Below are 23,052 nucleotides of genomic sequence, written 5' to 3'. Positions count from 1 at the left end.
CTTTTATCCTGCAATCTGGAGTAAGCGCGAGACAAGCGGCAGGATGCCCTCGCACGATTGTTATGACTACACTTAAACCGTTAGATTTGCTGGCCTTGGGGTTCATGACCTTTGCCCTGTTCCTGGGTGCCGGTAACGTAATTTTCCCGCCAAGCGCCGGTCTGGCCGCTGGCGATCAAATGGGCCTGACCTCGTTGGGATTTCTGCTCACGGCAGTGGGGCTGCCGTTGTTGACTGTAGTGGCGTTGGCCCGGGTCGGTGGTGGGCTGGATACCTTGACGGCTCCGCTGGGACGTACCGCCGGCCTGGCGCTGGCGGTGCTGGTCTACCTGGCCATTGGTCCACTGTTTGCCACGCCGCGTACGGCCGTAGTGTCCTATGAAATGGGTGTCGCGCCCTTCACAGGCAGCGACTGGAAGGCCTTGCTGATCTATACCCTGGTCTACTTCCTTCTAGTGGTCGGGCTGGCGCTCAATCCCGGACGACTGATTGATCGGGTGGGCAAGTTCATTACTCCGCTATTGCTGCTGTGCCTGATTGTGCTCGGCTGCGCCGCACTGCTGATGCCCGCAGGGGAGCAGAGCCTGGCCTCTGGCGCCTATCGCAGCAGCCCGATGATTCAGGGCTTCCTGCAGGGTTATCTGACCATGGATACGCTGGGTGCTCTGGTTTACGGCATCGTGATTACTACGGCGATTCGTGATCGGGCGGTTAGCAATGAGGCTCTGGTTACCCGTTATACCGTCATTGCCGGTGTGGTGGCGGCCATCGGTCTGTCACTGGTGTACCTGGCTCTGTTCCACCTGGGCTCGACCAGCGGCAGTCTGGTGACCGAAGGTGCTAATGGCGGACAGATCCTGGCCGCTTACGTGCAGTACCGGTTCGGCACCTTTGGCAGTCTGCTGTTGGCGCTGGTCATCATCCTGGCCTGTATGACCACTGCTGTGGGTCTGCTGACGGCCTGTGGTGAGTTCTTCAGTCGCTGGTTGCCGGTCAGTTACGCTTCCGTGGTCTGGGTATTTGCGCTGTTCAGCCTGGGGGTGGCCAATCAGGGCCTGGACAACCTGATCCAGGTGTCGGTGCCGGTGCTGGTGGGGCTTTACCCGCTGGCGATTGTGCTGGTGTGTCTGGGCCTGCTTTGTGGCAACTGGGCGCGTCCGGGCAATATCATGCGTCCGGTGATGCTGGTTACTCTGGTGTTTGGTGTAGTGGACGGGCTCAAGGCCGCCGGGCTGATTACTTCGGCGGGCTGGCTGGATCGTTTGCCGCTGGCTCAGGATGGGCTGGGTTGGCTGGTGCCTGTGCTGGTTGCCCTGGTGCTGGCTATACTGGCGGAGCAGTTGCGGCATGGGCATTTGAGAGTTCCGGTCGCCTCTGCGGACTCCTGATGCTGCCGATCAGACTGTCGGCCTGATCTTGCAATATGTGCCAGGCGGCGCTCAGGCGTCGTCTGATCATCAGGTTCCGGCCAACAGCGTACTCTAAGGAGAAGGAATGCCCGTATTACCCGCAGCTGATGATGTTCTGCTCAATCTGATCGCCTTTCTGTGGTTCCTGTTCTGCTGGGTAGGCTATACCTTCTACGCGCATTACAAGGGCCGTGATACCGCCTGCCTGGCCAGTGTGCTGCACCTTTACCGCAAGGATTGGATGACTCGGTTGCTGATGCGTGAGCAGCGGATAGCTGATGCCAGCGTGATCGGCAACCTGGAGCGCAATACTGCGTTCTTTGCCTCCAGCACCTTGCTGATCCTGGCAGGTCTGATCACGGTGCTGGGTGCGACCGACCGAGCCCAGAACCTGCTTCAAGAGTTGCCATTCGTGGCTCAGGTCAGCCGCGAAATCTCAGAAATGAAGTTGCTGGTACTGTTGGCAATCTTCGTCTATGCGTTCTTTACCTTTTCCTGGGGTATGCGCCAATACAACTTTGCCTCGGTGCTGCTGGGGTCGGCACCGTTGCTGGGGGAGAAGAGTGTCAATGAAAGCGAGCGGCGGGCCTATGCCGAGCGGGCGGCAAGAGTGCTGTCGATGGCTGGCAACGAGTTCAACCTGGGCTTGCGCTCGTATTACTTTGCCTTGGCGACACTGAGCTGGTTCATCAACCCCTGGCTCTATATGCTGATTACCACCGGGGTCGTTGCGGTGCTCTATCGGCGCGAGTTTCATTCCGATGTGCTCAAGGTGATGATGTTCACCCCGACGTTGTTCAACGACGGTGCGGTGCAAGAGAAGAGCGAGTGAGTTTTGCGGGAGAGGCTGGATGGCAGATCCAGTAGAGGGCGGTACCCGGCCGAAGCCGGGTACCTGGAGCCGATAGTTATTACTCTTCCATAGCGTCCTCGTAGGCTTCTTTGGCCTGGTCACGTTTTTCCTTGAGATACTCGGCACTGCTGTCGTAGGCATCGCCAATAGCTTCGCCGGCTTCATCCATGTGCTCGTGGATTCTCTCGCCAGTGGTGGGTTCATGGCCCATCAGTTCTTCGGCTTGCTGCTCGATGGCTTCGCCGGTGCTTTCCGCCGCTTCACCGAGGTTGTCCATCGCTTCGGATACCGATTCGCGAGCATCTTCGACCTTGTCTTCCGGCTCACTCTGACAGGCTGCCAGAAGTCCAAGGCTGGCCATCAGAACGGCGGTTGCGCAAAGCTTTTTCATCGAATTCTCCTAGTTACTTGATCCTGCAAGTTAGTCATGCGCTGCGCAGAAGAGTTCCTTAGCGCTTCATCAGAATAGCCGAAATCTGGAGTATCGGGCACGATCTGGTTAATATGCTGGGCCGATTTGCGGTTATTTTCAGGTCAAGCGTTGCCATGAGTTCGATACAAGAACGCGCGCACAATTTTTTATCCGTGTTGCGCCACTGCCAGACATTGGGTATGACGGTCGAGCAGGCCGATGAACAGGGGCTGGTACTGAAACTGCCCTACAGCGAAGGAATCATTGGCAACCCAGTGACGGGCATGGTCCATGGTGGCGCGATAACCACCTTGATGGACACCTGTTGTGGGATTTCCACGGTGTGCTATCTGCCCGAATTTGAAATCTGTCCGACCCTGGACCTGCGCATCGACTACATGCACCCGGCAGAACCGGGCAAGCCGATCTATGGGTTTGCCGAGTGTTATCGTGTGACATCGACGGTGATCTTTACCCGTGGTGTGGCCTACCAGGACAGTCGTGATCAACCGATTGCCCATGTGGTCGGCACCTTCATGCGCATGGGTAAGCCCGGTAAACAGGGGCAACTGACCAAGGCCATCGATGGAGAGCAGGCATGAGTCTGGACGCGGCACGAATCGAGACTTTGGTGCGCGAGGCTCATACCTCCGGCGATTATGCACCCTTGGTAGAGGTCATCCCCTATGCGCGTATGATCGGCTTGCAGGTCAAGCGCCTGGGTGAGGAGGTGGTCTTCCAGTTGCCCAGCAGCAAGGACAATATTGGTAACCCGGTGTTGCCGGCGTTGCATGGCGGGGTGATTGCCGGGTTTATGGAACAGGCGGCGATGCTGCACCTGATGATTTTCATGAACAGCCCGACGTTTCCCAAGATCATCGACTTTTCAATTGACTATCTGCGGGCTGGACTCTACCGCGATACCTACGCCACCTGTCAGGTCTGGCGGCAGGGGCGGCGGGTCGGCAATGTCGCGATAACTGCCTGGCAGACTCGTTCCAACGAGCCCATCGCCACGGCGCGAGCCCACTTCAAGCTGGACTGAGTAACTGACATGGATGCGCTGCTGATTCTCACCGGTATAGTTCTGACCCTGGTTGCCTGGGTGTGGCTGGCGAGTCTGGCCTGGCGACAATCGGTCGGTGTTTTTGTGCTGGCTCTGCTGCTGCCCTGGCTGACGTTGTTTCTGCGTGGTTTCAAGCTGCTGCCCCGGTTGCTGTTGGTGATGGGGCTAGTGGCTGCCGGCTCGGGCCTGTACCTGTTGCAGCGCGACCAGCCCGAGCGTTTTGCCGCTTTGATCAGTGGGCAGTGGATGGCAACGCCCGAGGCCAGTGTCCAGGGCCAGATGCTGGGTCAGGTTTTCAATCCGGAGCGGGTGTACTGGCAGGGGCAGACGCTGATTTTTGAGGAGCGCTCCGGGGAGCGTCTGCGCCGGGCTCTCAGTCTTGAGTTCAGTCAGGTGCCGATGCTGCTGGAGGACTCGCTGATTGAACGGTTGCCGGGCGATCAGGGTGGCTGGCCGGAACTGGTCCTGCAATGGCATGCCGGTGCTCTGGAGGCCCCAGGGCTGCGCCGGATCGCCGATGAATACAGCCTGAGCCTGCAGTTCATTCCTGACCCGGGGCAGCAGTCGGCGCAGGTGCGTATCCACTTGCATTTGCCGGTATCACATGCGACCTGGTTGAACGGTGAGGCGACTCTTGTGCCTGTGCCGGACTGGCTGCGCCAACTGGGCCAGAAGGCGCGTCAGCCAGCGCCGGAACCAGCCACGACCGAACTCGCTCAGCCAGCGCGCCAGGCGATGGCGGATCGTTCGTGGCAACCCTTCAGCGTCCTCGGGCTGGTCGATGAGCCTGACCCCTTTCTGGGGCAGCCACTGCGCCTGACTACCTGGAGTGGACGGGTCTATGAGGGCCGTTTGCGTGAGGTCAGTGAGTCGCGCCGACTGGTATTGGCGCTGCCTCAAGGACCCAATCAGGTCGATCTGCATTTCCATCCGCTTGATGTTCGTAGTCTCGAGGTGTTGTCCAGCCCTTGAAAAGTCATCAGTCACGCCCCATCTACTAGGTCATTCCAATAGCGGCAATAGCCCCTACATTTGACCTTGAGTGGAGAACTTGACGCCATGACCGTGGACGCCCATAAGGAAACGCTTGGATTTCAGACCGAGGTGAAGCAACTGCTGCACCTGATGATCCATTCGATGTACTCGAACAAGGAGATCTTTCTCCGCGAGTTGATTTCCAACGCCTCGGATGCCTCGGACAAACTGCGTTTCGAAGCCATCGCCAAGCCGGAACTGCTCGAAAACGAGCCGAACCTGCGCATTCGCATCAGCGGAGACGAAGCTGCCAAGACCCTGACCATCGAAGATAACGGTATCGGCATGTCGCGCGCTGAGGTGATCGAGAATCTCGGTACCATTGCCAAATCCGGTACCGCCGCGTTCATGCAGCAACTGACCGGCGACCAGAAAAAGGATTCACACCTGATCGGCCAGTTCGGGGTCGGTTTCTACAGCGCCTTTATCGTTGCCGACAAGGTTGAAGTGTTCACCCGCCGCGCCGGCCTCAAGGCCGAAGAGGGGGTGCGCTGGGAGTCGAGCGGTGAGGGGGAGTTCACCATCGAGACCGTCGACAAGCCCGAGCGTGGTACCCGCATTGTGCTGCACCTTAAGGCGGCCGAGAGTGAGTTCGCCGATGGCTGGCGCCTGCGCAGCATCATCAAGAAGTACTCCGACCACATCTCCTTGCCGATCGAGCTGCCGAAGCAGCATTTTGGCGAAGAGGCCGATAAGCCAGCCGAGACCGAGTGGGAAAGCGTCAACCGTGCCAGCGCCCTGTGGACCCGCCCGCGTACTGAGGTCAAGGATGAGGAGTACCAGGAGTTCTACAAGCACGTTGCCCACGACTTCGAGAACCCGTTGAGCTGGAGTCACAACAAGGTCGAAGGCAAACTGGAATACACCAGCCTGCTGTATGTGCCGGGTCGGGCACCGTTCGATCTGTATCAGCGTGAGGCTCCACGCGGGCTTAAGCTGTACGTGCAGCGGGTGTTCATTATGGATGACGCCGAGCAGTTCCTGCCGCTGTACCTGCGCTTTATCAAGGGTGTGGTCGACTCCAACGATCTGTCGCTCAACGTCTCGCGCGAGATCCTGCAGAAGGATCCGGCGATCGACAGCATGAAGTCGGCACTGACCAAACGCGTGCTGGATATGCTGGAGAAGCTGGCCAAGAACGAGCCGGAGAAATACGCAGAGTTCTGGAAGGCCTTCGGCAGTGTGATGAAAGAGGGCCCGGCCGAAGACTTCGCTAACCGCGAGAAGATTGCCGGCTTGCTGCGCTTTGCTTCCACCGCCAACAACGATGACAGTGAAAATGTGAGTCTGGATACCTACCTTGAGCGCATGAGCGAGGGCCAGGACAAGATCTACTACTTGACCGGCGAGCGCTACAGCCAGGTCAAGAACAGCCCGCACCTGGAGATCTTCCGCAAGAAGAACATCGAGGTACTGCTGCTGACCGACCGTATCGACGAGTGGCTGATGAGCCACCTGAGCGAATACCAGGGCAAGCAGTTCGTCGATATTGCCCGCGGCGACCTCGATCTTGGCAAGCTCGAAGAGGAAGACAAGCAGGCCCAGGAAGAGGTAGCCAAGGCCAAGGAAGATCTGCTCAAGCGCATCAAAGGTGTGCTCGGCGAGGAGGTCGACGCGGTCAAGGTCTCGCACCGCCTGACTGACTCGCCGGCAGTACTGGTGATTAACGAGGACGGCATGGGTCTGCAGATGCGCAAGATCCTTGAGGCCACCGGCCAGAAAGCGCCGGAGAGCAAGCCGATCCTTGAGGTCAATCCGACCCATCCGCTGCTGGAGAAACTCGATGCCGAGCAGGACGAGGAGCGTTTCGCCGACCTGACCCGGATTCTGTTCGATCAGGCCGCATTGGCCGCTGGTGAAGCGCTGCAGGATCCGGGCAGCTATGTGCGCCGGCTCAACGCACTGCTGGTAGAGCTCAGCAAGTAAGCCCTGAGCCCTGCTCACAACAAGCCCCCTGACGCTGCTGCACAGGGGGCTTTCGTCATTTATGATTCATGAATTGCATGTTTTGTTTGCCAAAATACCCCTGATTAGGCTGTTTTTCTGGATGATCCATCCAGTCACAGGCAGTTTATTGCCTGGCTGATTGCCGCCTAAGCTGAACTCTCCGTTGACTCGTGAAGGAGATTTCTCATGGCAGACCATTCCATCCAAGACAAAGTTGTTCTCATCGCCGGTGGTGCCAAGAACCTCGGCGGTCTGATCGCCCGGGATTTGGCCGCACAGGGCGCCAAGGCTGTTGCGATCCACTACAACAGCGCTGCGTCCAAAGCCGATGCCGACGCGACCGTCGCCGCAATCCAGGCCAGCGGCGCGCAGGCCGTGGCCCTGCAGGCTGATCTGACGACGGCCGGTGCTATCGAGAAGCTGTTCGCCGATGCCATTGCTGCCGTTGGCAAGCCAGACATCGCCATCAACACTGTTGGTAAGGTTCTCAAGAAACCGTTGGTCGAGATCAGCGAAGCTGAGTACGACGAGATGGCGGCAGTCAATTCCAAGACCGCCTTCTTTTTCCTAAAAGAGGCGGGCAAGAACCTCAACGACAATGGCAAAGTCTGCACCGTGGTGACGTCGCTGCTAGGTGCTTTTACTCCGTTCTATGCTGCCTATGCTGGCGCCAAGGCGCCGGTCGAGCACTACACTCGTGCGGCCGCCAAGGAGTTCGGTGCTCGCGGTATCTCGGTGACAGCGGTCGGTCCTGGTCCGATGGATACGCCGTTCTTTTACCCGGCCGAGGGGGCGGACGCGGTGGCTTATCACAAGACTGCTGCTGCGCTGTCGCCGTTCAGCAAGACCGGCCTGACCGAAATTGAGGATGTAGTTCCTTTCATCCGGCACCTGGTCAGCGATGGCTGGTGGATTACCGGGCAGACCATCCTCATCAACGGTGGCTACACTACGAAGTAGGCATGCTGGCACCCGTGCAGGCGGCCTGATCGGAGTGTGCTGCGAGGCTTGGCGGGCTAACCTCCAGATGATCGACAGGGCAGAGGCATGGACAGGTTCGAGCAGTATCGAGTATTTGCTCAGGTTGCTGAAATGGGCAGCTTCATCAAGGCGGCCAACGCCCTGGAGGTGCCGCGTGCGTCGGTGTCTGCGGCCGTCCAGCAGTTGGAGGCACAACTGGGCGTGCGCCTGTTGCACCGGACGACGCGCCAGGTACGATTGACACCCGATGGTGAGCGGTTGCTGGATCGTGTGCGTCCTTTGTTGGTTGAAGTGGAAGACATCGAGCAGTTGTTCCGAACCGGCCAGCGCGAGGCTGCTGGCCGGCTCATCATCGATGCTCCCAGCCGTATCGCCCGACGTTTGATTGCGCCGGCGCTACCCGATCTGCTGCGCCGCTATCCCCGGCTGCAATTGACCCTGAGCTCGACCGACCGCGTCATCGATCTGGTACAGGAAGGTGTGGACTGCGCAATACGCGTTGGTTCGTTGCATGAGAGCAGTCTCGTGGTACGACCGCTGGGTCACATCACCTTGATCAATTGTGCGAGTCCGAGCTATCTGCGCGAGCATGGAGAACCGAATCAGCCAGCCGAGTTGCTCGACGGGCATTGGGCTGTGGGCTATGCCTCGCCGAAGTCAGGCAGGGAGCTGCCCTGGGAGTTCCAGTCCGATGATGGTAGCGAGCAACTGCTCGACGTGCCCAGTCGGGTAGTCGTTAACAATGCTGAAAACTACATTGCCTGCTGTCTGGCAGGGTTGGGGTTGATTCAAATCCCACGTTTTGATATCCAGAACCTGCTGGACTCAGGCCAGTTGGTGGAGGTCATGCCGACCCACCGTGCGGCTTCGATGCCAGTGTCCTTGCTCTACCCACACCGCCGCCAGCGTTCGCGGCGGTTGGCTGTCTTCCATGAGTGGTTCGAGGCGTTGATACAGCCACATCTAGATATCCGTAACGGTCTTGAGCGCGAGCAACGCAAAGGGCTCGCACTGCCGTAAATACCAGTTGATTGCTCCATCGCATTCGTTGCATTTGTTAGCCGCTGAATTTGCAGCCCTTGTGAGCGCACTGGGCTGTGGTCAGAGCAAACGAGAGACTGGCTACAGCAATCCGCCGCAGACATCAATCGCTAGGGTCTGTTGACGTTTCATCGCAACCGCGCCGGCGCCTGTTTTTGCGCGAGGCAAGGCGCGAGATGCGAGGTTTGGTGGGCCAAATAAGCATTGAGCAACGCAGCATCGCGCAAAAACAGGCCCGGCCCTTCGGGTTGCGCGTAAAATGTCGCCATGCGTTGTTGTGGGACTTGGCAAGGGAGCGACCATTACCTGCGTCCCACGCCTAGCCTGGCGACATTTTTCGCAGCAACGTGGTTTGCGATGAAACGTCAACAGACCCTAGGGAGGGCAGGATGTCACATCATCATTTCGCCATTGTTGGCTGTGGAACCGCTGGGCTAAGCGCAGGGATCATGCTGGCCCGGTTGGGGCATCGGGTAACGCTGTTTGAGCGTTTCGCTCAGCCGCAGGCCCGGGGGGCCGGGCTGCTGATTCAGCCATCGGGCATCGAGGTGCTGGACCGCATGCAGATGTTGCCGGCGGTGGCCGGCCGGGCCACTCGGATCGAGGCGCTGGATGGCCGCCGTCGTGATGGGCTGCGGGTAATGGATGTTCGCTACAGCGATCTGGGCAGTGGCGCCTACGGCTTGGGTGTGCATCGTGGCAATCTGTTGGCGGTGCTGCATGCCGAGGCTCTGGCAACCGGCGTGGAGATTGAACTGGAGGCTGAGGTGGAGAGTTTCGGCGATCCGGGCGCACGCCAGCTGCAGCTTGAGCTGGCCGATGGCCGGCGCCTTGGCGGCTTCGATGGCCTGATCATTGCCAATGGCACCCAGTCACGCCTGCGTGCCCAGCTGGCGGTGAAGCAGCAGATACGGCCATACCCCTGGGGCGCTCTTTGGCATATCAGCCCATCGCCGTTTGACCAGCCTGCAGCCTTGTTGCAGCGCTATGACGCTGCCAGGATCATGGTCGGGCTGATGCCCAGTGGGTTGCAACCAGGTACTGAACAGCCCTGCCGCAGTTTTTTCTGGAGCCTCAAGGTATCCGATTATCCGGCCTGGCAGGCCACGGACCTGAACGTCTGGAAGCAGCAAGTGATTGATTGCTGGCCGGATACCGGGACTGCGTTGGCGCATATCGAAACCCACGAGCAGTTGCCGATGGCGATGTATGCCGATGTGCGCATGCGCCAATGGCATCAGGGGCGGGTGGTGGTGATTGGTGACGCCGCGCACGGCATGAGTCCGCAGTTGGGGCAGGGTGCCAATCTGGCTCTGGTCGATGGCTGGGAACTAGCCGCTGCGGTTCAGCGTGAGTCCGGGCTGGCCGAGGCTTTCGCCCGTTACAGTGCAGTGCGCCGACGTCACTTGCGTTTCTACCAACTGGCCAGCCGCATGCTGACTCCGTTGTTTCAGTCGGACCGAGCCGGTTATGCGGTATGGCGTGACGCCTGTTTTCGTCTGGCCAATCAGTTGCCTCTCTCCCGGCGTGAAGCATTGCGTACCGTTGCCGGGCTCAAGACCGGCTTGCTGTTTGACCGCCAACTGGCCCTGAGCAACCTGACGCTGAACGGCGCGGAGCTGGCTGCTACGGGCGTGCAAGCGGCATGAGCCGAGCGCCCATGCCGGTGTGGTACTGCTGCTAAGCTTGATGCACTGTAAATGAACCGATGGATAAAGGGGAAAAGCATGAAAAGGATAGTGTCCACCTTGCTGATGGCGGGAGTAACGGGAATGACGCAGGCTGCAATGGTTGTTGAACGGGTCGACTATGAGATTGACGGCGAGGCCTATCAGGGCATGTTGGTGTATGACGATGCGGTCAGTGAGCGGCGGCCAGGCATCCTGATGGTACCCAACTGGATGGGTGTGACCGAGAATGCGGCAAAGAAAGCCTATCGTGCCGGCGGCTCTGAGTATGTGGTGTTCGTGGCGGACATGTACGGCAAGGATATTCGCCCGCAGAACACCGACGAGGCGGGCAAGGCTGCCAGCTTCGTGCGCTCGGACCGGGCGCTGATGCGCCAGCGGGTCAATGCCGCGCTGGAGGTGTTCAAGGATCAAGCCGATGAAGTTGGGCTGGATGCCGAACGACTGGCGGCCATTGGCTTCTGTTTCGGCGGTGGGACGGTGCTGGAGCTGGCTCGCTCGGGTACCTCGATTGGCGCTGTAGTGTCCTTCCATGGCAATCTCGATACGCCCAATGTGGCCGATGCCAAGGCGATCAAGGCACCCGTGCTGGTGTTGCATGGCGCCGATGATCCCTATGTGCCGACCGAACAGGTGCTGGCTTTCGAGGCTGAGATGCGTGAGGCTGGCGTGGACTGGCAACTGGTCAGCTATGGCGGCGCGGTTCACTCGTTTACCGACCCGACCGCTAATGTGCCTGGGCAGGCGCAGTACCATGAAAAGGTTGCCACCAGGGCGTTCAATGCCATGCACCAGTTCTTTGCCGAGACCCTTGGCAATTGACTGGTTGCGCCCACTGGCCGCCGCGTTGGCGCAGGTGGGCGCAGGGTTCCATTACGCTGAACGCGTCGTTCAGACGGGCTGTCACATCCTGTAGGAATTAGCCGTATGCAAAAGCCGGCCGCAGCGTCATCATTGAGCGACTATCGGGTCACGTATAATTCGCGGCTTTCTGCCAAAGCGTAAGTAGGAATCAAACATGTTTAGGATGGTACGAGTCAGGCGCTGGGCCGCCGGTTGGCTCTTGGGATGCTGTATGGTTTTGCCGGCTCTGGCGCAACAACCGATGCAGGTCATCGTAGCCGCCGTCGAACAGCGCGAGATCGCCAATGAAATCGAGGCGCTCGGCACGCTGCAGGCTAACGAAACCGCAGTGGTCACCGCCAACATGACCGAAACCATCTCCCGTATTCACTTTACCGACGGCCAGCGGCTCAAGGCTGGCGATATTCTGGTCGAGTTGACCAACCGTGAACAACTCGCTCAGCTCGAAGAAGCCCGGGTGGCGTTCAATGATGCCGAGCGGCAACTGCAACGGGCCCAACAACTGGTCGAGCGGCGGTTTGTCTCCGATCAGGAACTGGATGACCGGCGCCGTGAGCGCGAACTGGCCCAAGCTCGTCTCAGGGCTGTTGAGGCACGCCTGGCCGATCGCCTGATCCGGGCTCCGTTCGACAGCGTGGTGGGGCTGCGTCAGGTCAGTGTCGGCAGTCTGCTGACCCCCGGGACGCCGGTGGCAACCCTGCATGACGACAGTGTCATGAAACTCGATTTCAGTGTGCCGGAAACCCGCCTGGCTTCGATTCGTCCGGGGCTGGCGATCACTGCCAGTAGTGCAGCCTTCGCTGGTCGGCTGTTCGAGGGCGAGATCAGTGGTGTGGACAATGAAGTCGACCCGGTGACCCGGTCGATCCGGGTGCGGGCGCTGATTCCCAACCCCGATGGCCTGCTGCGCCCGGGGATGCTAATGACGGTGCGGATTGCCAGCGCCCCGCGTGAGGCCCTGGTGATTCCCGAGGAAGCTCTGGTGCCGGTCGGGCGGCGTCAGTTCGTCATGTTGTTGAGCGAGCGAGACGGGGGCTGGGTAGCCGAGCGGCGCCAGATCAACATCGGCGAGCGTTATCCAGGTCTGGTCGAAGTGACCTCTGGGCTGCAATTGGGCGAACAGGTGATCAGTCACGGCGGCTTCCGGGTCCAGCCGGGGCAGAGGGTCGTGATCAAGGCGGTACTGGAGCCGGGCGCACCCTTGGCTGAGGCGCTGTCCAACAACCCTGTAGTCAACTGAGGACGCGCCGATGATTCTTTCGGATACGGCAGTCGTTCGGCCGGTCTTCGCCACGGTACTGGCTTTGTTGCTGGTAATCTTTGGCCTGGTTGCCTTCAGTATGCTGCCGTTGCGCGAATACCCCGACATCGACCCGCCGGTGGTCAATATCGACACCACCTATGTCGGCGCCGCCGCCAGCGTGATCGACTCGCAAATCACTCAGGTGATTGAGGAGCGGATCGCCGGGGTTGAGGGTATCGAATATATCGAGTCGCGCAGCGAAGACAGTCGTTCGATCATTACCGTGCGGTTTTCGATCAACAAGGACGTCAACGAAGCGGCCAACGATATCCGTGACCGGGTTTCCGGGCTGCTGCGTTCACTGCCCGATGAGGCCGACCCACCCCAGGTCCGCAAGCTGGATGCCAACCAGGACGTGATCGTCTGGTGGAACCTGGCCAGTGACCGGATGACCCTGCCGGAGCTGACCGATTACGCTGAGCGCTATCTGGTTGACCGGTTTTCCACTCTAGATGGGGTAGGCCAGGTGCGTGTTGGTGGCGCCCAGCGTTATGCCATGCGGGTCTGGCTCGACCGTGAGGCGCTGGCAGCGCGTAATCTGACCGTAGCGGATGTCGAGAATGCACTGCGGGCCGAGAACGTTGAACTGCCGGCCGGCAGTATCGAGTCGCTGAACCGTTTGTTTACCGTACGGGTAGCACGCAGTTTCACCTTGCCTGAAGAGTTCGCCCGGCTGGTGATTGCCCGGGGCGATGACAACTATCTGGTGCGTCTGGGTGATGTGGCCAGGGTCGAGCGGGGCACCGAAGAAGAGCGCAATCTGTTCCGTGGCAATGGCGTGCCCATGGTCGGTATTGGCCTGGAGCGGCAGTCCACCGCCAACACCCTGGATGTGTCCAGGGCAGCTCGTGAGCTGGTTGAAGCGCTGAATCCGACCCTGCCGGAGGGCATGCAGATTCTGCCCAGTTTCGATAGCTCGGTGTTTATCGAGGGCGCGATCAAAGAGGTCTACAGTACCCTGTTGATCGCGCTGGTACTGGTGGTGCTGGCGATCTTCCTGTTTCTTGGCAGTCCGCGGGCGATTCTGGTGCCTGCGGTGACCCTGCCGGTTTCGATTACTGCAACCTTCATCGGCCTGTTGCTATTTGGCTTTACCGTCAACCTGCTGACCCTGCTGGCGCTGGTATTGGCGATCGGTCTGGTGGTGGATGATGCCATCATTGTGCTCGAGAACATTCGCCGGCGTATCGATGAAGAGGGAGAAACGCCTCTGGTGGCGGCTTTCTACGGAGCCCGGCAGGTGGCCTTTGCGGTGGTCTCGACCACCCTGGTGCTGGTGGCGGTGTTCGTCCCCATCGCTTTTTTGCAGGGTGATGTCGGTCGGCTGTTCTCCGAGTTTGCCCTGACCATGGCTGCAGCCGTGGCCTTCTCCAGTTTCGTGGCGCTGACCTTGTCGGCAATGCTGGCATCCAAGGTGCTCAAGGCGCATGACGAAGATAACTGGCTGAGCCGCTGGGTTGAGCGGGTACTGTTGCTGTCCCGGGGTATTTACGCTAAGGCTCTGCGTTTCGTCTTGCGTTTCCGTTGGGCGGCGTTGCTGGTGTTCCTGTTGATGTTTGCTGGCACTGGCTGGCTGTTCAACAAGCTGCCCAGTGAGTACACCCCGCGTGAGGACCGTGGTTCTCTGTTCGTCATGGTTAATGGCCCGGAAGGCGCCTCCTATGACTACATGCTTGAGTACATGGATGAAATCGAAAAACGCCTGATGGATCTGGTCGACGCTGGTGAGATCAGTCGCTTGCTGGTGCGTGCGCCACGGGCCTTTGGCGCGGTGACCACCTTCAATACCGGGATTGCCGTGGTAGTGCTGGAGGATTGGGGGCAGCGCCGCAGTGGTTGGGAAATCATGGCGGACATTCAGGCGCGCCTGAGCGATCTGCCCGGGGTCCGGGCCTTCCCGGTCATGCGCCAGGGCTTTGCCAGCGGTCAACAGCAGCCATTCCGGCTGGTGATTGGCGGGGCGGGCAGCTACGACGAACTGGCCGAGTGGCGCGATATCCTGCTGAGCAAGATCGCTGAGGACAATCCAGGGCTGACCAATATCGATTCCGACTACAAGGAAACCCAGCCACAGCTGGAGGTGCAGATCGATTATGACCGGGCTGCCGATCTGGGGGTCAATATCAGTACTATTGGCCGGACCCTGGAAACCATGCTGGGTTCGCGGCGGGTGACTACCTACATTGATGAAGGCGAGGAATACGATGTCATCCTCGAAGGTGAGCGCGAGACCCAGCGCCGGGCGGCCAGCATGGAAAATATCTATGTGCGCTCGGCCAGTAGCGGGCAGCTGATTCCATTGTCGAACCTGGTCAGTCTGGAAGAATATGCCGGCTCGACCACCCTGAACCGTTACAACCGCAATCGGGCGATCACCATTGATGCCTCGCTGGCCGATGGCGTGGCCCTGGGCACCGCCCTGGATCATGTCGAGCGCCTGGCCCGTGAGCACCTGCCGGAAAACCTGGTGATCGACTACAAGGGCCAATCACTGGACCTGCGTAATGCCAGTGGCTCACTGCTGTTCGTGTTTGTGCTGGGCCTGATCGTGGTATTTCTGGTGCTGGCGGCTCAGTTCGAAAGCTTTATTCACCCGTTGGTGATCATGTTTGGTGTACCCCTGGCGGTGGGCGGAGCCCTGGTCGGGCTGTGGCTGACCGGCAACACCCTGAACCTCTACAGCCAAATCGGCCTGGTGATGCTGATTGGTCTGGCGGCCAAGAACGGTATCCTGATCGTCGAGTTCGCCAACCAGTTGCGTGATGCCGGCAAGCCCTTCGAGCAGGCTTTGATCGAGGCCAGCACTCTGCGTCTGCGGCCGATCCTGATGACCGGGGTAACCACGGTGGCAGGCTCGATTCCCTTGGTGCTGGCGTTCGGTCCGGGCGCGGAAACCCGCCAGGTCATTGGCATCGTGGTGGTGTCCGGAGTCAGCGTGTCGATGTTCCTGACCCTGTTTGTGATCCCGGTACTGTATAGCCTGATGGCGCGAGGGACTGGCTCACCGGATGCGGTGCGTCATCGCCTGGACAGTGAGCAGCAAGCCAGCGCCTGAAACAGTCGGAAATGATCTATTCATCAGCGTGATAATTCGGGTGCGGCCTGGGCGTGGGCGCTGTCAGGCCCGCAGACCCGGCTCCAGCCCGCGTCACTGGGCGCTTCCGACGCTGGCTGGGGCCCATAAGGCGTAACCCGCATGGTTGGCGGGGTGCATGTACTTTTTTGCCGCGCTGGGCATAATGACTGCTGCCTGAGTTGCACTGCGGCCAGGCCACACAATAAGTCCAATAAGAACCACGGAGTCAGCTATGTCTCAACCCGAATTGCCTGGATGGCGCTGGGGGCCGTTCACTTTCCGTTTGCCGTTCTACCACACGCGGTTCTACTGGCAGGAGGCCCTGCAGGGGTTCTTCGTGGCCGCCGCTACCGGCCTGGCCCTGATCCCGATCATGACCGGTGCCTTCGGCCTGAGCTTCGAAGAAGCCGTGGCCGTTTCCATGCTGCACTCCATTCTGATCGGCTCCGCGCTGATCTTCTTTGGCGAACCCTATGCTCCTGGCTGGATCACCCCGGCGTTGCCGCTGGTGCTGACCTTCGTGTTGACCGGATACGAAGACCCGGCCTCGCGGTTCCAGGTGATGACCGCGCTATCACTGAACTTTGCCGTACTGTTGGTGTTGTTGGGGATAACCGGGCTGGGCAAGAAACTGGTGCTCTGGCTGCCAGACACGCTCAAGGCCGGGATCATCCTCGGCGCCGCGATTGCTGCGGTGCAGCGGGTGTTTGTCGGTGACGGTTCGCAGCCGGCGTTGCTCTCGCATCAACCGGTAAGCATCATGCTGGCTTGCGCGGTGTGCCTGATCTTCTCCTTTTCGCTGCCGATGCAGAAGCTCAAGGAGAGGCACAAACTGGTCGCACTGATTGCGGCACTAGGTCTGTTGCCGGGCTTTTTCATTGCAGCGGTAGTTGGGCCGATGGTCGGCGAGATCAGTTACAACATCCAGTGGGGCATCTTGATTCCGCCGGTGGGTGACGCCTTCGCCAAGATGTCGCCCTTCGCTATTGGCTGGCCGAGCTGGGATATGTATATCAAGGCCATACCGCTGGCGATCATCACCTACGTGATCCTGTTCGGCGATATCGTCACCGGCAACGAAGTGATCCGCGACGGCCTGAGCAAGCGTCACGACGAGCATGTCGACATCAATCCGACCCGGACCCACCTGTCGGTCGGTATCCGCAACGCATTGCTGGGGCTGTTCGCGCCGTTCTTCCCGACCCAGGGCGCGATGTGGACTGGGGTGCAGGTGATCATCGTGCAGCGCTGGGCTCAGGGTAAACAGGCCATGAACAGCCTGCACAGCGGACTGATTTCCTATTACCTGATGGGGATTCCGCTGCTGTTCTTCCTCAAGCCGCTGCTCACCGGGCTGCAACCACTGCTGTATGTGGCGCTGGCGCTGACCCTGATGCTGACCGCCTTCGCCTGTGCCTATGTGGCCATGTCTATTCCACGCAACAACACCGCGCGGGGTACGGTACTGGTGATTGGCGCCGGGCTGGCGTTCTTCGATCCCTGGACCGGTCTGGGGTTGGGGGTCCTGGCCACGCTGCTGATGGTCGGCTGGGATCGTAACCCGGACCCGATTCCGCACGAGGACTGAGACAATCGTGGGCTTGACCATCATCGATGGCAAGCCCACACTCTGTCGGCTTCTTCAGCCTTGGCCCTCAGCCCAACATGCGTCCTCACTCCGATAATCAGTACGCCAACGCTCCGGTCAACTGGCGGATCATCACCAGCCTGATTCCCTATCTCAACGAATTTCGTGGCCGAGTATTACTGGCCATGGCCTTTCTGTTCGTGGCCAAGCTTGCCGGGGTAGCGGTGCCCTGGGTGCTCAAGCTGATCGTCGAGCATTTCGAATCGGTCACTGAGGCCCTGATCCTGGTGCCAGTAGCCTTGCTTGCAGCCTACGGCCTTCTGCGTTTTTCCTCGGTGTTTTTCTCCGAACTGCGTGATGCGGTATTCGCCCGGGTTGCCGAGCGGACCATGCGGCGTATCTCACTCAGGGTTTTCGAGCATCTGCACCGGCTGGATCTGGGTTTTCACCTGGCACGACGTACCGGTGGTCTGGCCCGTGATATCGAGCGCGGGACCAGTGGCATCAGCTTTCTGCTGCGCTTCATGGTCTTCAATATCCTGCCAACCCTGCTGGAAATTGGCCTGATTGCAGTGATCCTGCTGGTCAATTTCAGTCCGGTGTATGCGCTGACCGTGCTGGGCTCGGTGATTCTGTACGGGACGTTTTCAATCTGGTGCACTGAGTGGCGCAACCGCTTCGTGCGTGAAAGCAACAAGATGGACAACCGCTCCAATACCCGTGCGGTAGACAGCCTGCTCAATTACGAGACGGTCAAGTATTTCGGCAATGAGCGGTTTGAAGCCCAGGAGTACGACCGCCATCTGGCTGGATGGGAAGCGGCACGGATGAAGAACCGCCTGTCGCTGGCGGCCTTGAACTCCGGCCAGGCGCTGATCATCGCTGGTTCGGTGACCCTGATGATGGTATTGGCGGCCAACCAGGTGGCAGCTGGCAGCATGAGCCTGGGTGAGCTGGTAATGATCAACGCCTACATGATCCAGCTGTTCATTCCGCTGAACTTTCTCGGCTTCATCTACCGTGAGATTCGTGAGGCGCTGACCAATATCGAACGTCTGTTCGGCCTGCTCGAACAGCCGGTCAAGGTCGCTGACAAGCCCGGCGCGCCGGCTCTGAAAGTGCAGGGCGGGGCGGTGAGCTTCGAGGCGGTCGGCTATGCTTATGAGCCGCAGCGACCGATTCTAAAGGGTGTCAGCCTGGAGATTCCCGCCGGGCACACCCTGGCGATTGTTGGCCCCAGTGGTGCGGGCAAATCAACCTTGGCCCGGCTACTGTTTCGCTTCTACGATGTCAGCGCCGGAGCCATCCGCATCGATGGCCAGGATCTGCGCGAGGTCACCCAGGACAGTCTGCGCCGGGCCATCGGCGTGGTACCGCAGGATACCGTGCTGTTCAACGACAGCATCGGCTACAACGTCGCCTACGGCTGCCCCGGGGCCAGTGAGGACGATATCTGGCGGGTGCTGCGTGCGGCCCAATTGGAAGACTTCGTCAAGCGCCTGCCCGAGGGGCTGAACACCCAGGTCGGTGAGCGCGGGTTGAAATTATCCGGGGGTGAGAAGCAGCGGATCGCCATTGCCCGGGTGCTGCTCAAGGATCCGCCGATTCTGATCCTTGATGAAGCCACCTCGTCACTGGACACCCATGCCGAGCGGCTGATTCTCGATGCGCTCAACGCCGTAGCCCGCAAGCGCACTACCCTGGCGATTGCCCACAGGCTGTCGACCATCGTTCATGCCGAACGGATTCTGGTGCTGGATCAGGGGCGCGTAGTGGAGCAGGGGACCCACACTGAACTGCTGGCAACCGGCGGCGCCTACGCCCGGCTATGGGCCGACCAGCAGCGCGAGCGTTTGGAGTAGGACGTTAAGGAAACACTGATTAAGTCAGGTTTTAGTGTCGGCCTGGTTGTCGTTGAGCTGTTCTGGACACGCCGTGAACCCATCCCTGGGGGCTCGTAGATGCCATCCCTGGCATCTAACGGTCCAGAACAGCTCAACGACAACCAGGCTGCCGGGCCTGCGTGCAATTAATCAGTGTTTCCACTCAGGCACTTGCCTGTTCGGCAAGCTGCGGCAGCAGCGCCTTGGCTTCGGCCACTACCTCACCAATCACCAGCACGGCCGGGCTTTGCAGTTTGAACGCGCGGGCCTGCTGGCACAACTGATCCAGCCGGCACTGATATTGGCGCTGGTCGGCCAGGCTGGCACGCTCGATCATGGCCACCGGGGTGCTGGCGGGCAGGCCGCCTTCCAGCAAGCCTTGCTGGATCTGCTGCAAGCGGGCCACGCCCATATACACCACCAGAGTGGTGCCACCCTGAGCCAGACCCTGCCAGTTCAGCTCGCTGTCATCCTGAGTGTGGGCTGTCACCAGCGTCACACCCCGGCTGACGCCGCGCAGTGTCAGTGGAATGCCGCATTGAGTAGCCCCGGCCAGCCCAGCGGTAATGCCGTTGATGATCTCGGCCTTGAGCCCGCGCTCGGCCAGCCACTGGGCTTCTTCGCCAGCGCGGCCGAAGATGCATGGATCACCGCCCTTGAGCCGCACCAGACGCTTGCCCTGACGACCGTAGCGCAGCATCAGCCGATTGATGAACGCCTGCGGCGTCGAACGACAGCCGCCGCGCTTGCCAACCCGGATGATCCGCGCTTGCGGACAGTGCTCGAGAATCGCCGGGTTGACCAGATCATCGACCATCACCACCTCGGCCTGAGCCAGTACCCGCACCGCCTTGAGGGTAATCAGCTCCGGGTCGCCGGGGCCAGCGCCGACCAGCCAGATATTCACAGTGTCGGGGTTGTTCGGGGTTAGTGCGTGCATTGTTCAAGCCTCCACAAAATTCGCTCGCCGACCGATCAGTCGCTTGACTTCCGGCACGCAGGAGCCGCACTGGGTGCCGCAACCCAGTTCGGCCTTGAGACCGTCCAGATCCAGGCCGCGGGCAATGCCGGCTTCGATCTGGCTCTGGCTGACGTTCATGCAGTTACACAGGGTCTTGTCGCTACTGACCGCTGCTCCACCGGGCGGACTGCTGAGCGGGGCGAGGAACCAGCGACGCAGGTCGGCATCGGCCTCACCACTGGTCCAGACATTGCGCAGCCAGTCGCGGGCGGCGGTTTCGCCGGTCAGACGAATCGCAGTGATGCGTCCGTCTTCAATCCGCACCCGCTTGCCCACTGCCCGACGCGGGTCGTCATAGACCAGTACCGGGCCGTCATCCAAGCCGAGCAGGGCATCGACCTTGGCCAGCCAGGCAGCATCGGCAGCCTCGGTATGCGCCACCCGCACCAGCAAGGCCGAGCGCTCGCGTCCGGTCAGGGCAAAGCTGGCGTACTCGAAGTCTTCACAGAGCGGACGCAAAGCAGCGAAGCGTTGCTGCACCTGATCCTCGACCAGAATGAACAGCTCCCAGGGCAGCTCCACCGGCTGCAGATTGATCGCCGCCTGCTTGAGTTCCGGCTGCTTGGACAGCGGATCGAATTCCGGCTGGGTCAGCACGTTGATGCCCAGCCCCTTGAGAAAACGGTTACCCCAATGCATCGGCATGAAAGCCTGGCCCGGACGCACCTGTTCATCGGCCTGAACCGGCAGCACCAGACTGCCGCGCTGGCTCTTGACCCGCACCAACTGCCCCTCGCTCAGCTTGCGGCTGCGCAGCTCATCGGGATGCAGGCTGATCAGCGCCTGCTCGACATGACCGAACAACTGCGCCGCCGTACCGGTGCGGCTCATGCCATGCCACTGATCGCGCAGGCGACCGGTATTGAGAAGCAGCGGGAAACGGGCCTCACGCTTCTCCTTGGGCGGCTGGAACTGCTCGGCGATAAAGCGCGCCCGGCCATCCGGAGTAGGGAAGCGGCCATCGGTATACAAACGCTCGGTGCCGCGCTCAGCGCCAGATGGAAACGGCCACTGCTGCGGGCCCAGTTCGTCAATCAAGGCATGACTCAGACCGCTGTAATCCAGATCGCGACCTGCCGTTAGACCCTTGTATTCATCGAACAGCTCGGCCGGGTTGGCAAACGCGAACAGGCTCGGTTGGCCCGGACGCAATTGTTTCTCCAGCCGCTGGGCCAGATCACAGACAATCGCCCAATCCGGCCGCGCCTCTCCGGGGGCCGGCACCGCCGGGCGCACATGACTGACCCGGCGCTCGGAATTGGTTACAGTGCCTTCCTTCTCACCCCAACTGGCCGCCGGTAGCAGCAAATCGGCATAGGCACAGGTCTCGGTAGTGGCAAAGGCCTCCTGCACCACCACAAACGGACAACCGGCCAATGCCTCATGCACCAGCGCCTGATTCGGCAGCGACTGCGCCGGATTGGTACAGGCAATCCACAGCGCCTTGATCTTGCCCGCCCGCACCGCCTCGAACAGCTCGATGGCCGAGAGTCCCGGGTTCAGCGGCATCCGCTCAACTCCCCAATAGGCCGCCACCTCACCCTGATGCTCAGCATTGGCAGCATCGCGGTGGCCCGGCAACAGATTGGCCAGACTACCAGTCTCACGCCCACCCATGGCATTGGGCTGGCCGGTCAGCGAGAACGGCCCGCTACCTGGCTTGCCGATCTGCCCGGTGGCCAGATGCAGATTGATCAAGGCACTGTTCTTGGCACTGCCTGAGCTTGACTGATTCAGCCCCATGCACCACAGCGACAGAAAGCTCGGTGCACTGCCGATCATCCGCGCCGCTTCCATCAGATCCTGCACGCGAATACCACACAACTCACTGACCAGCGCCGGCGTGTAATCTCGTACCAGCGACTTCAACTGATCAAAACCTTCGGTATGCGCATCGATAAAACGCCGATCAACCCAGCCTTCCCACAGCAGGATATGCAGAATCCCGTGAAACAGCGCCACATCGGTCCCTGGCTGTACCGCCAGGTGCAGATCGGCGATCTCACAGGTATCGGTCCGCCGGGGATCAACCACAATAATGCGTTTGTCGGGATTGGCCGCCTTGGCCGCTTCCAGGCGGCGGAACAATACAGGATGGGCAAAGGCCATATTGCTGCCAGCGATCAACAGACAATCACTGGTCTCGATATCCTCGTAAGAGCAGGGCGGTGCATCCGCCCCCAGACTGCGCTTGTAACCCACCACCGCACTGGACATGCACAGCCGTGAATTGCTGTCGATATTGTTGGTACCGACCAGGGCCCGTGCCAGCTTGTTAAAGGCATAGTAATCCTCGGTCAACAACTGCCCGGAAATGTAGAACGCCACACTGTCCGGGCCATGCTCGGCAATCGCCTGACCGAATACCTGGGCCGCATGACCCATCGCGGTTTCCCAGTCGGTACGACTGCGGGCCAGCCCCTTGCCCAGGCGCAGCTCGGGAAACAACGCCCGCGCCGCCAGATCCCCGGTCTGATGCAGGGTCGAACCCTTGCTGCACAGCCGCCCGAGGTTGGCCGGATGCTGCGGATCACCGCTGACCCCGAGAATGCGCTCGTTGTCATGCTCGATCAGCACCCCGCAGCCGACGCCGCAGTAGCAGCAGGTGGAAGCTGTAGTCTTGGTCATCTGTAGAAATCCGAGTCTGATCGTGGGAGCACTGATTGACTGCGCAAGTATTGGCAGCGCTGTTGCCGGTCGGCTGAGCTGGACCGTCGATGCCCAGGGATGGGCATCGCCGAGCGCACAGGGGTGAGGCAAGCGATTGCGAAGCACTGCTTCGCGCGCAGCCGAACGCTTGTCGATCTGTGATCGCAGGCAGGCCCCGGAGGGTGCTTGTAGCGTGTCCAGCTCAGCCGACCGGCAATGGCGCCAGCGTCGAAACT

General features: G+C 60.3%; 17 protein-coding genes. 14 read left to right on the top strand and 3 right to left on the bottom strand.

Annotated features, from left to right (window positions below; translation table 11 throughout):
* Positions 1-62 precede the first annotated feature (62 nt).
* Both brnQ and C2846_RS11335 read left to right on the top strand, forming a co-directional pair.
* Positions 63-1,388, top strand: coding sequence for a branched-chain amino acid transport system II carrier protein (gene brnQ, locus C2846_RS11340; RefSeq protein WP_080051027.1), 1,326 nt, complete (start codon positions 63-65; stop codon positions 1,386-1,388).
* 106 nt (positions 1,389-1,494) lie between these two features.
* Entirely contained in the window at positions 1,495-2,241 is a 747-nt protein-coding gene (locus C2846_RS11335; RefSeq protein ID WP_119701493.1) for a DUF599 domain-containing protein, read from the top strand.
* Between the two features lie 79 nt (positions 2,242-2,320).
* Here C2846_RS11335 and C2846_RS11330 read toward each other — a convergent pair whose 3' ends face one another.
* A complete protein-coding gene (locus tag C2846_RS11330) occupies positions 2,321-2,653 on the bottom strand; it encodes a hypothetical protein (RefSeq protein WP_095624511.1) in 333 nt (110 codons plus the stop codon).
* Between the two features lie 155 nt (positions 2,654-2,808).
* On the opposite strand from C2846_RS11330, the gene C2846_RS11325 reads away from it, so the two are divergent.
* The 12 genes from C2846_RS11325 to C2846_RS11270 all read left to right on the top strand — a co-directional run bounded on the left by C2846_RS11325 (position 2,809) and on the right by C2846_RS11270 (position 19,125).
* A complete protein-coding gene (locus C2846_RS11325) occupies positions 2,809-3,276 on the top strand; it encodes a PaaI family thioesterase (RefSeq protein ID WP_080051762.1) in 468 nt (155 codons plus the stop codon).
* Positions 3,273-3,719, top strand: coding sequence for a PaaI family thioesterase (locus tag C2846_RS11320; RefSeq protein ID WP_080051024.1), 447 nt, complete (start codon positions 3,273-3,275; stop codon positions 3,717-3,719). Before C2846_RS11325 ends, C2846_RS11320 begins: the two co-directional genes overlap by 4 nt.
* A 9-nt stretch (positions 3,720-3,728) precedes the next feature.
* Positions 3,729-4,712: a hypothetical protein gene (locus C2846_RS11315; RefSeq protein ID WP_080051023.1), complete on the top strand. Its 984-nt coding sequence runs from the start codon at positions 3,729-3,731 to the stop codon at positions 4,710-4,712.
* A gap of 87 nt (positions 4,713-4,799) precedes the next feature.
* Complete coding sequence (gene htpG, locus C2846_RS11310) at positions 4,800-6,701, top strand: molecular chaperone HtpG (RefSeq protein ID WP_119701492.1); 1,902 nt, start codon at positions 4,800-4,802, stop codon at positions 6,699-6,701.
* Positions 6,702-6,908: 207 nt separating this feature from the next.
* A complete protein-coding gene (locus tag C2846_RS11305; protein WP_080051021.1) occupies positions 6,909-7,682 on the top strand; it encodes an SDR family oxidoreductase in 774 nt (257 codons plus the stop codon).
* 87 nt (positions 7,683-7,769) lie between these two features.
* Entirely contained in the window at positions 7,770-8,723 is a 954-nt protein-coding gene (locus C2846_RS11300) for a LysR family transcriptional regulator (RefSeq protein ID WP_080051020.1), read from the top strand.
* A 410-nt stretch (positions 8,724-9,133) separates the two neighbouring features.
* The gene (locus C2846_RS11295; RefSeq protein ID WP_119701491.1) at positions 9,134-10,393 is read left to right on the top strand and encodes an FAD-dependent oxidoreductase; all 1,260 of its coding nucleotides are present in this window, start codon (positions 9,134-9,136) and stop codon (positions 10,391-10,393) included.
* A 123-nt stretch (positions 10,394-10,516) separates the two neighbouring features.
* The gene (locus C2846_RS11290; RefSeq protein ID WP_231705529.1) at positions 10,517-11,254 is read left to right on the top strand and encodes a dienelactone hydrolase family protein; all 738 of its coding nucleotides are present in this window, start codon (positions 10,517-10,519) and stop codon (positions 11,252-11,254) included.
* Positions 11,255-11,507: 253 nt separating this feature from the next.
* Positions 11,508-12,536: an efflux RND transporter periplasmic adaptor subunit gene (locus C2846_RS11285; RefSeq protein WP_165443810.1), complete on the top strand. Its 1,029-nt coding sequence runs from the start codon at positions 11,508-11,510 to the stop codon at positions 12,534-12,536.
* Between the two features lie 10 nt (positions 12,537-12,546).
* Positions 12,547-15,654 carry an efflux RND transporter permease subunit gene (locus C2846_RS11280; RefSeq protein WP_080051016.1) on the top strand — a complete coding sequence of 1,036 codons (3,108 nt, stop codon included), beginning with the start codon at positions 12,547-12,549 and terminating at the stop codon, positions 15,652-15,654.
* A gap of 253 nt (positions 15,655-15,907) precedes the next feature.
* Positions 15,908-17,263 carry a hypothetical protein gene (locus C2846_RS11275; RefSeq protein ID WP_080051015.1) on the top strand — a complete coding sequence of 452 codons (1,356 nt, stop codon included), beginning with the start codon at positions 15,908-15,910 and terminating at the stop codon, positions 17,261-17,263.
* A gap of 77 nt (positions 17,264-17,340) precedes the next feature.
* A complete protein-coding gene (locus C2846_RS11270; RefSeq protein ID WP_119701511.1) occupies positions 17,341-19,125 on the top strand; it encodes an ABCB family ABC transporter ATP-binding protein/permease in 1,785 nt (594 codons plus the stop codon).
* Between the two features lie 184 nt (positions 19,126-19,309).
* Here the strand turns inward: C2846_RS11270 and cobA are convergent, their stop codons facing one another.
* On the bottom strand, positions 19,310-20,086 hold the full coding sequence (cobA, locus tag C2846_RS11265; protein WP_080051014.1) for a uroporphyrinogen-III C-methyltransferase: 777 nt from the start codon (positions 20,084-20,086) through the stop codon (positions 19,310-19,312).
* Positions 20,087-20,089: 3 nt separating this feature from the next.
* On the bottom strand, positions 20,090-22,795 hold the full coding sequence (locus tag C2846_RS11260) for a nitrate reductase (RefSeq protein WP_119701489.1): 2,706 nt from the start codon (positions 22,793-22,795) through the stop codon (positions 20,090-20,092).
* Between the last annotated feature and the right edge of the window lie 257 nt (positions 22,796-23,052).

The organism is Pseudomonas jilinensis, from assembly GCF_003586265.1.
In the GTDB taxonomy this organism is placed as follows: Bacteria; Pseudomonadota; Gammaproteobacteria; order Pseudomonadales; family Pseudomonadaceae; genus Halopseudomonas; species Halopseudomonas phragmitis.
Note: the sequence above shows the minus strand (reverse complement) of the source record. Positions and strands in the feature narration are given on the sequence as shown.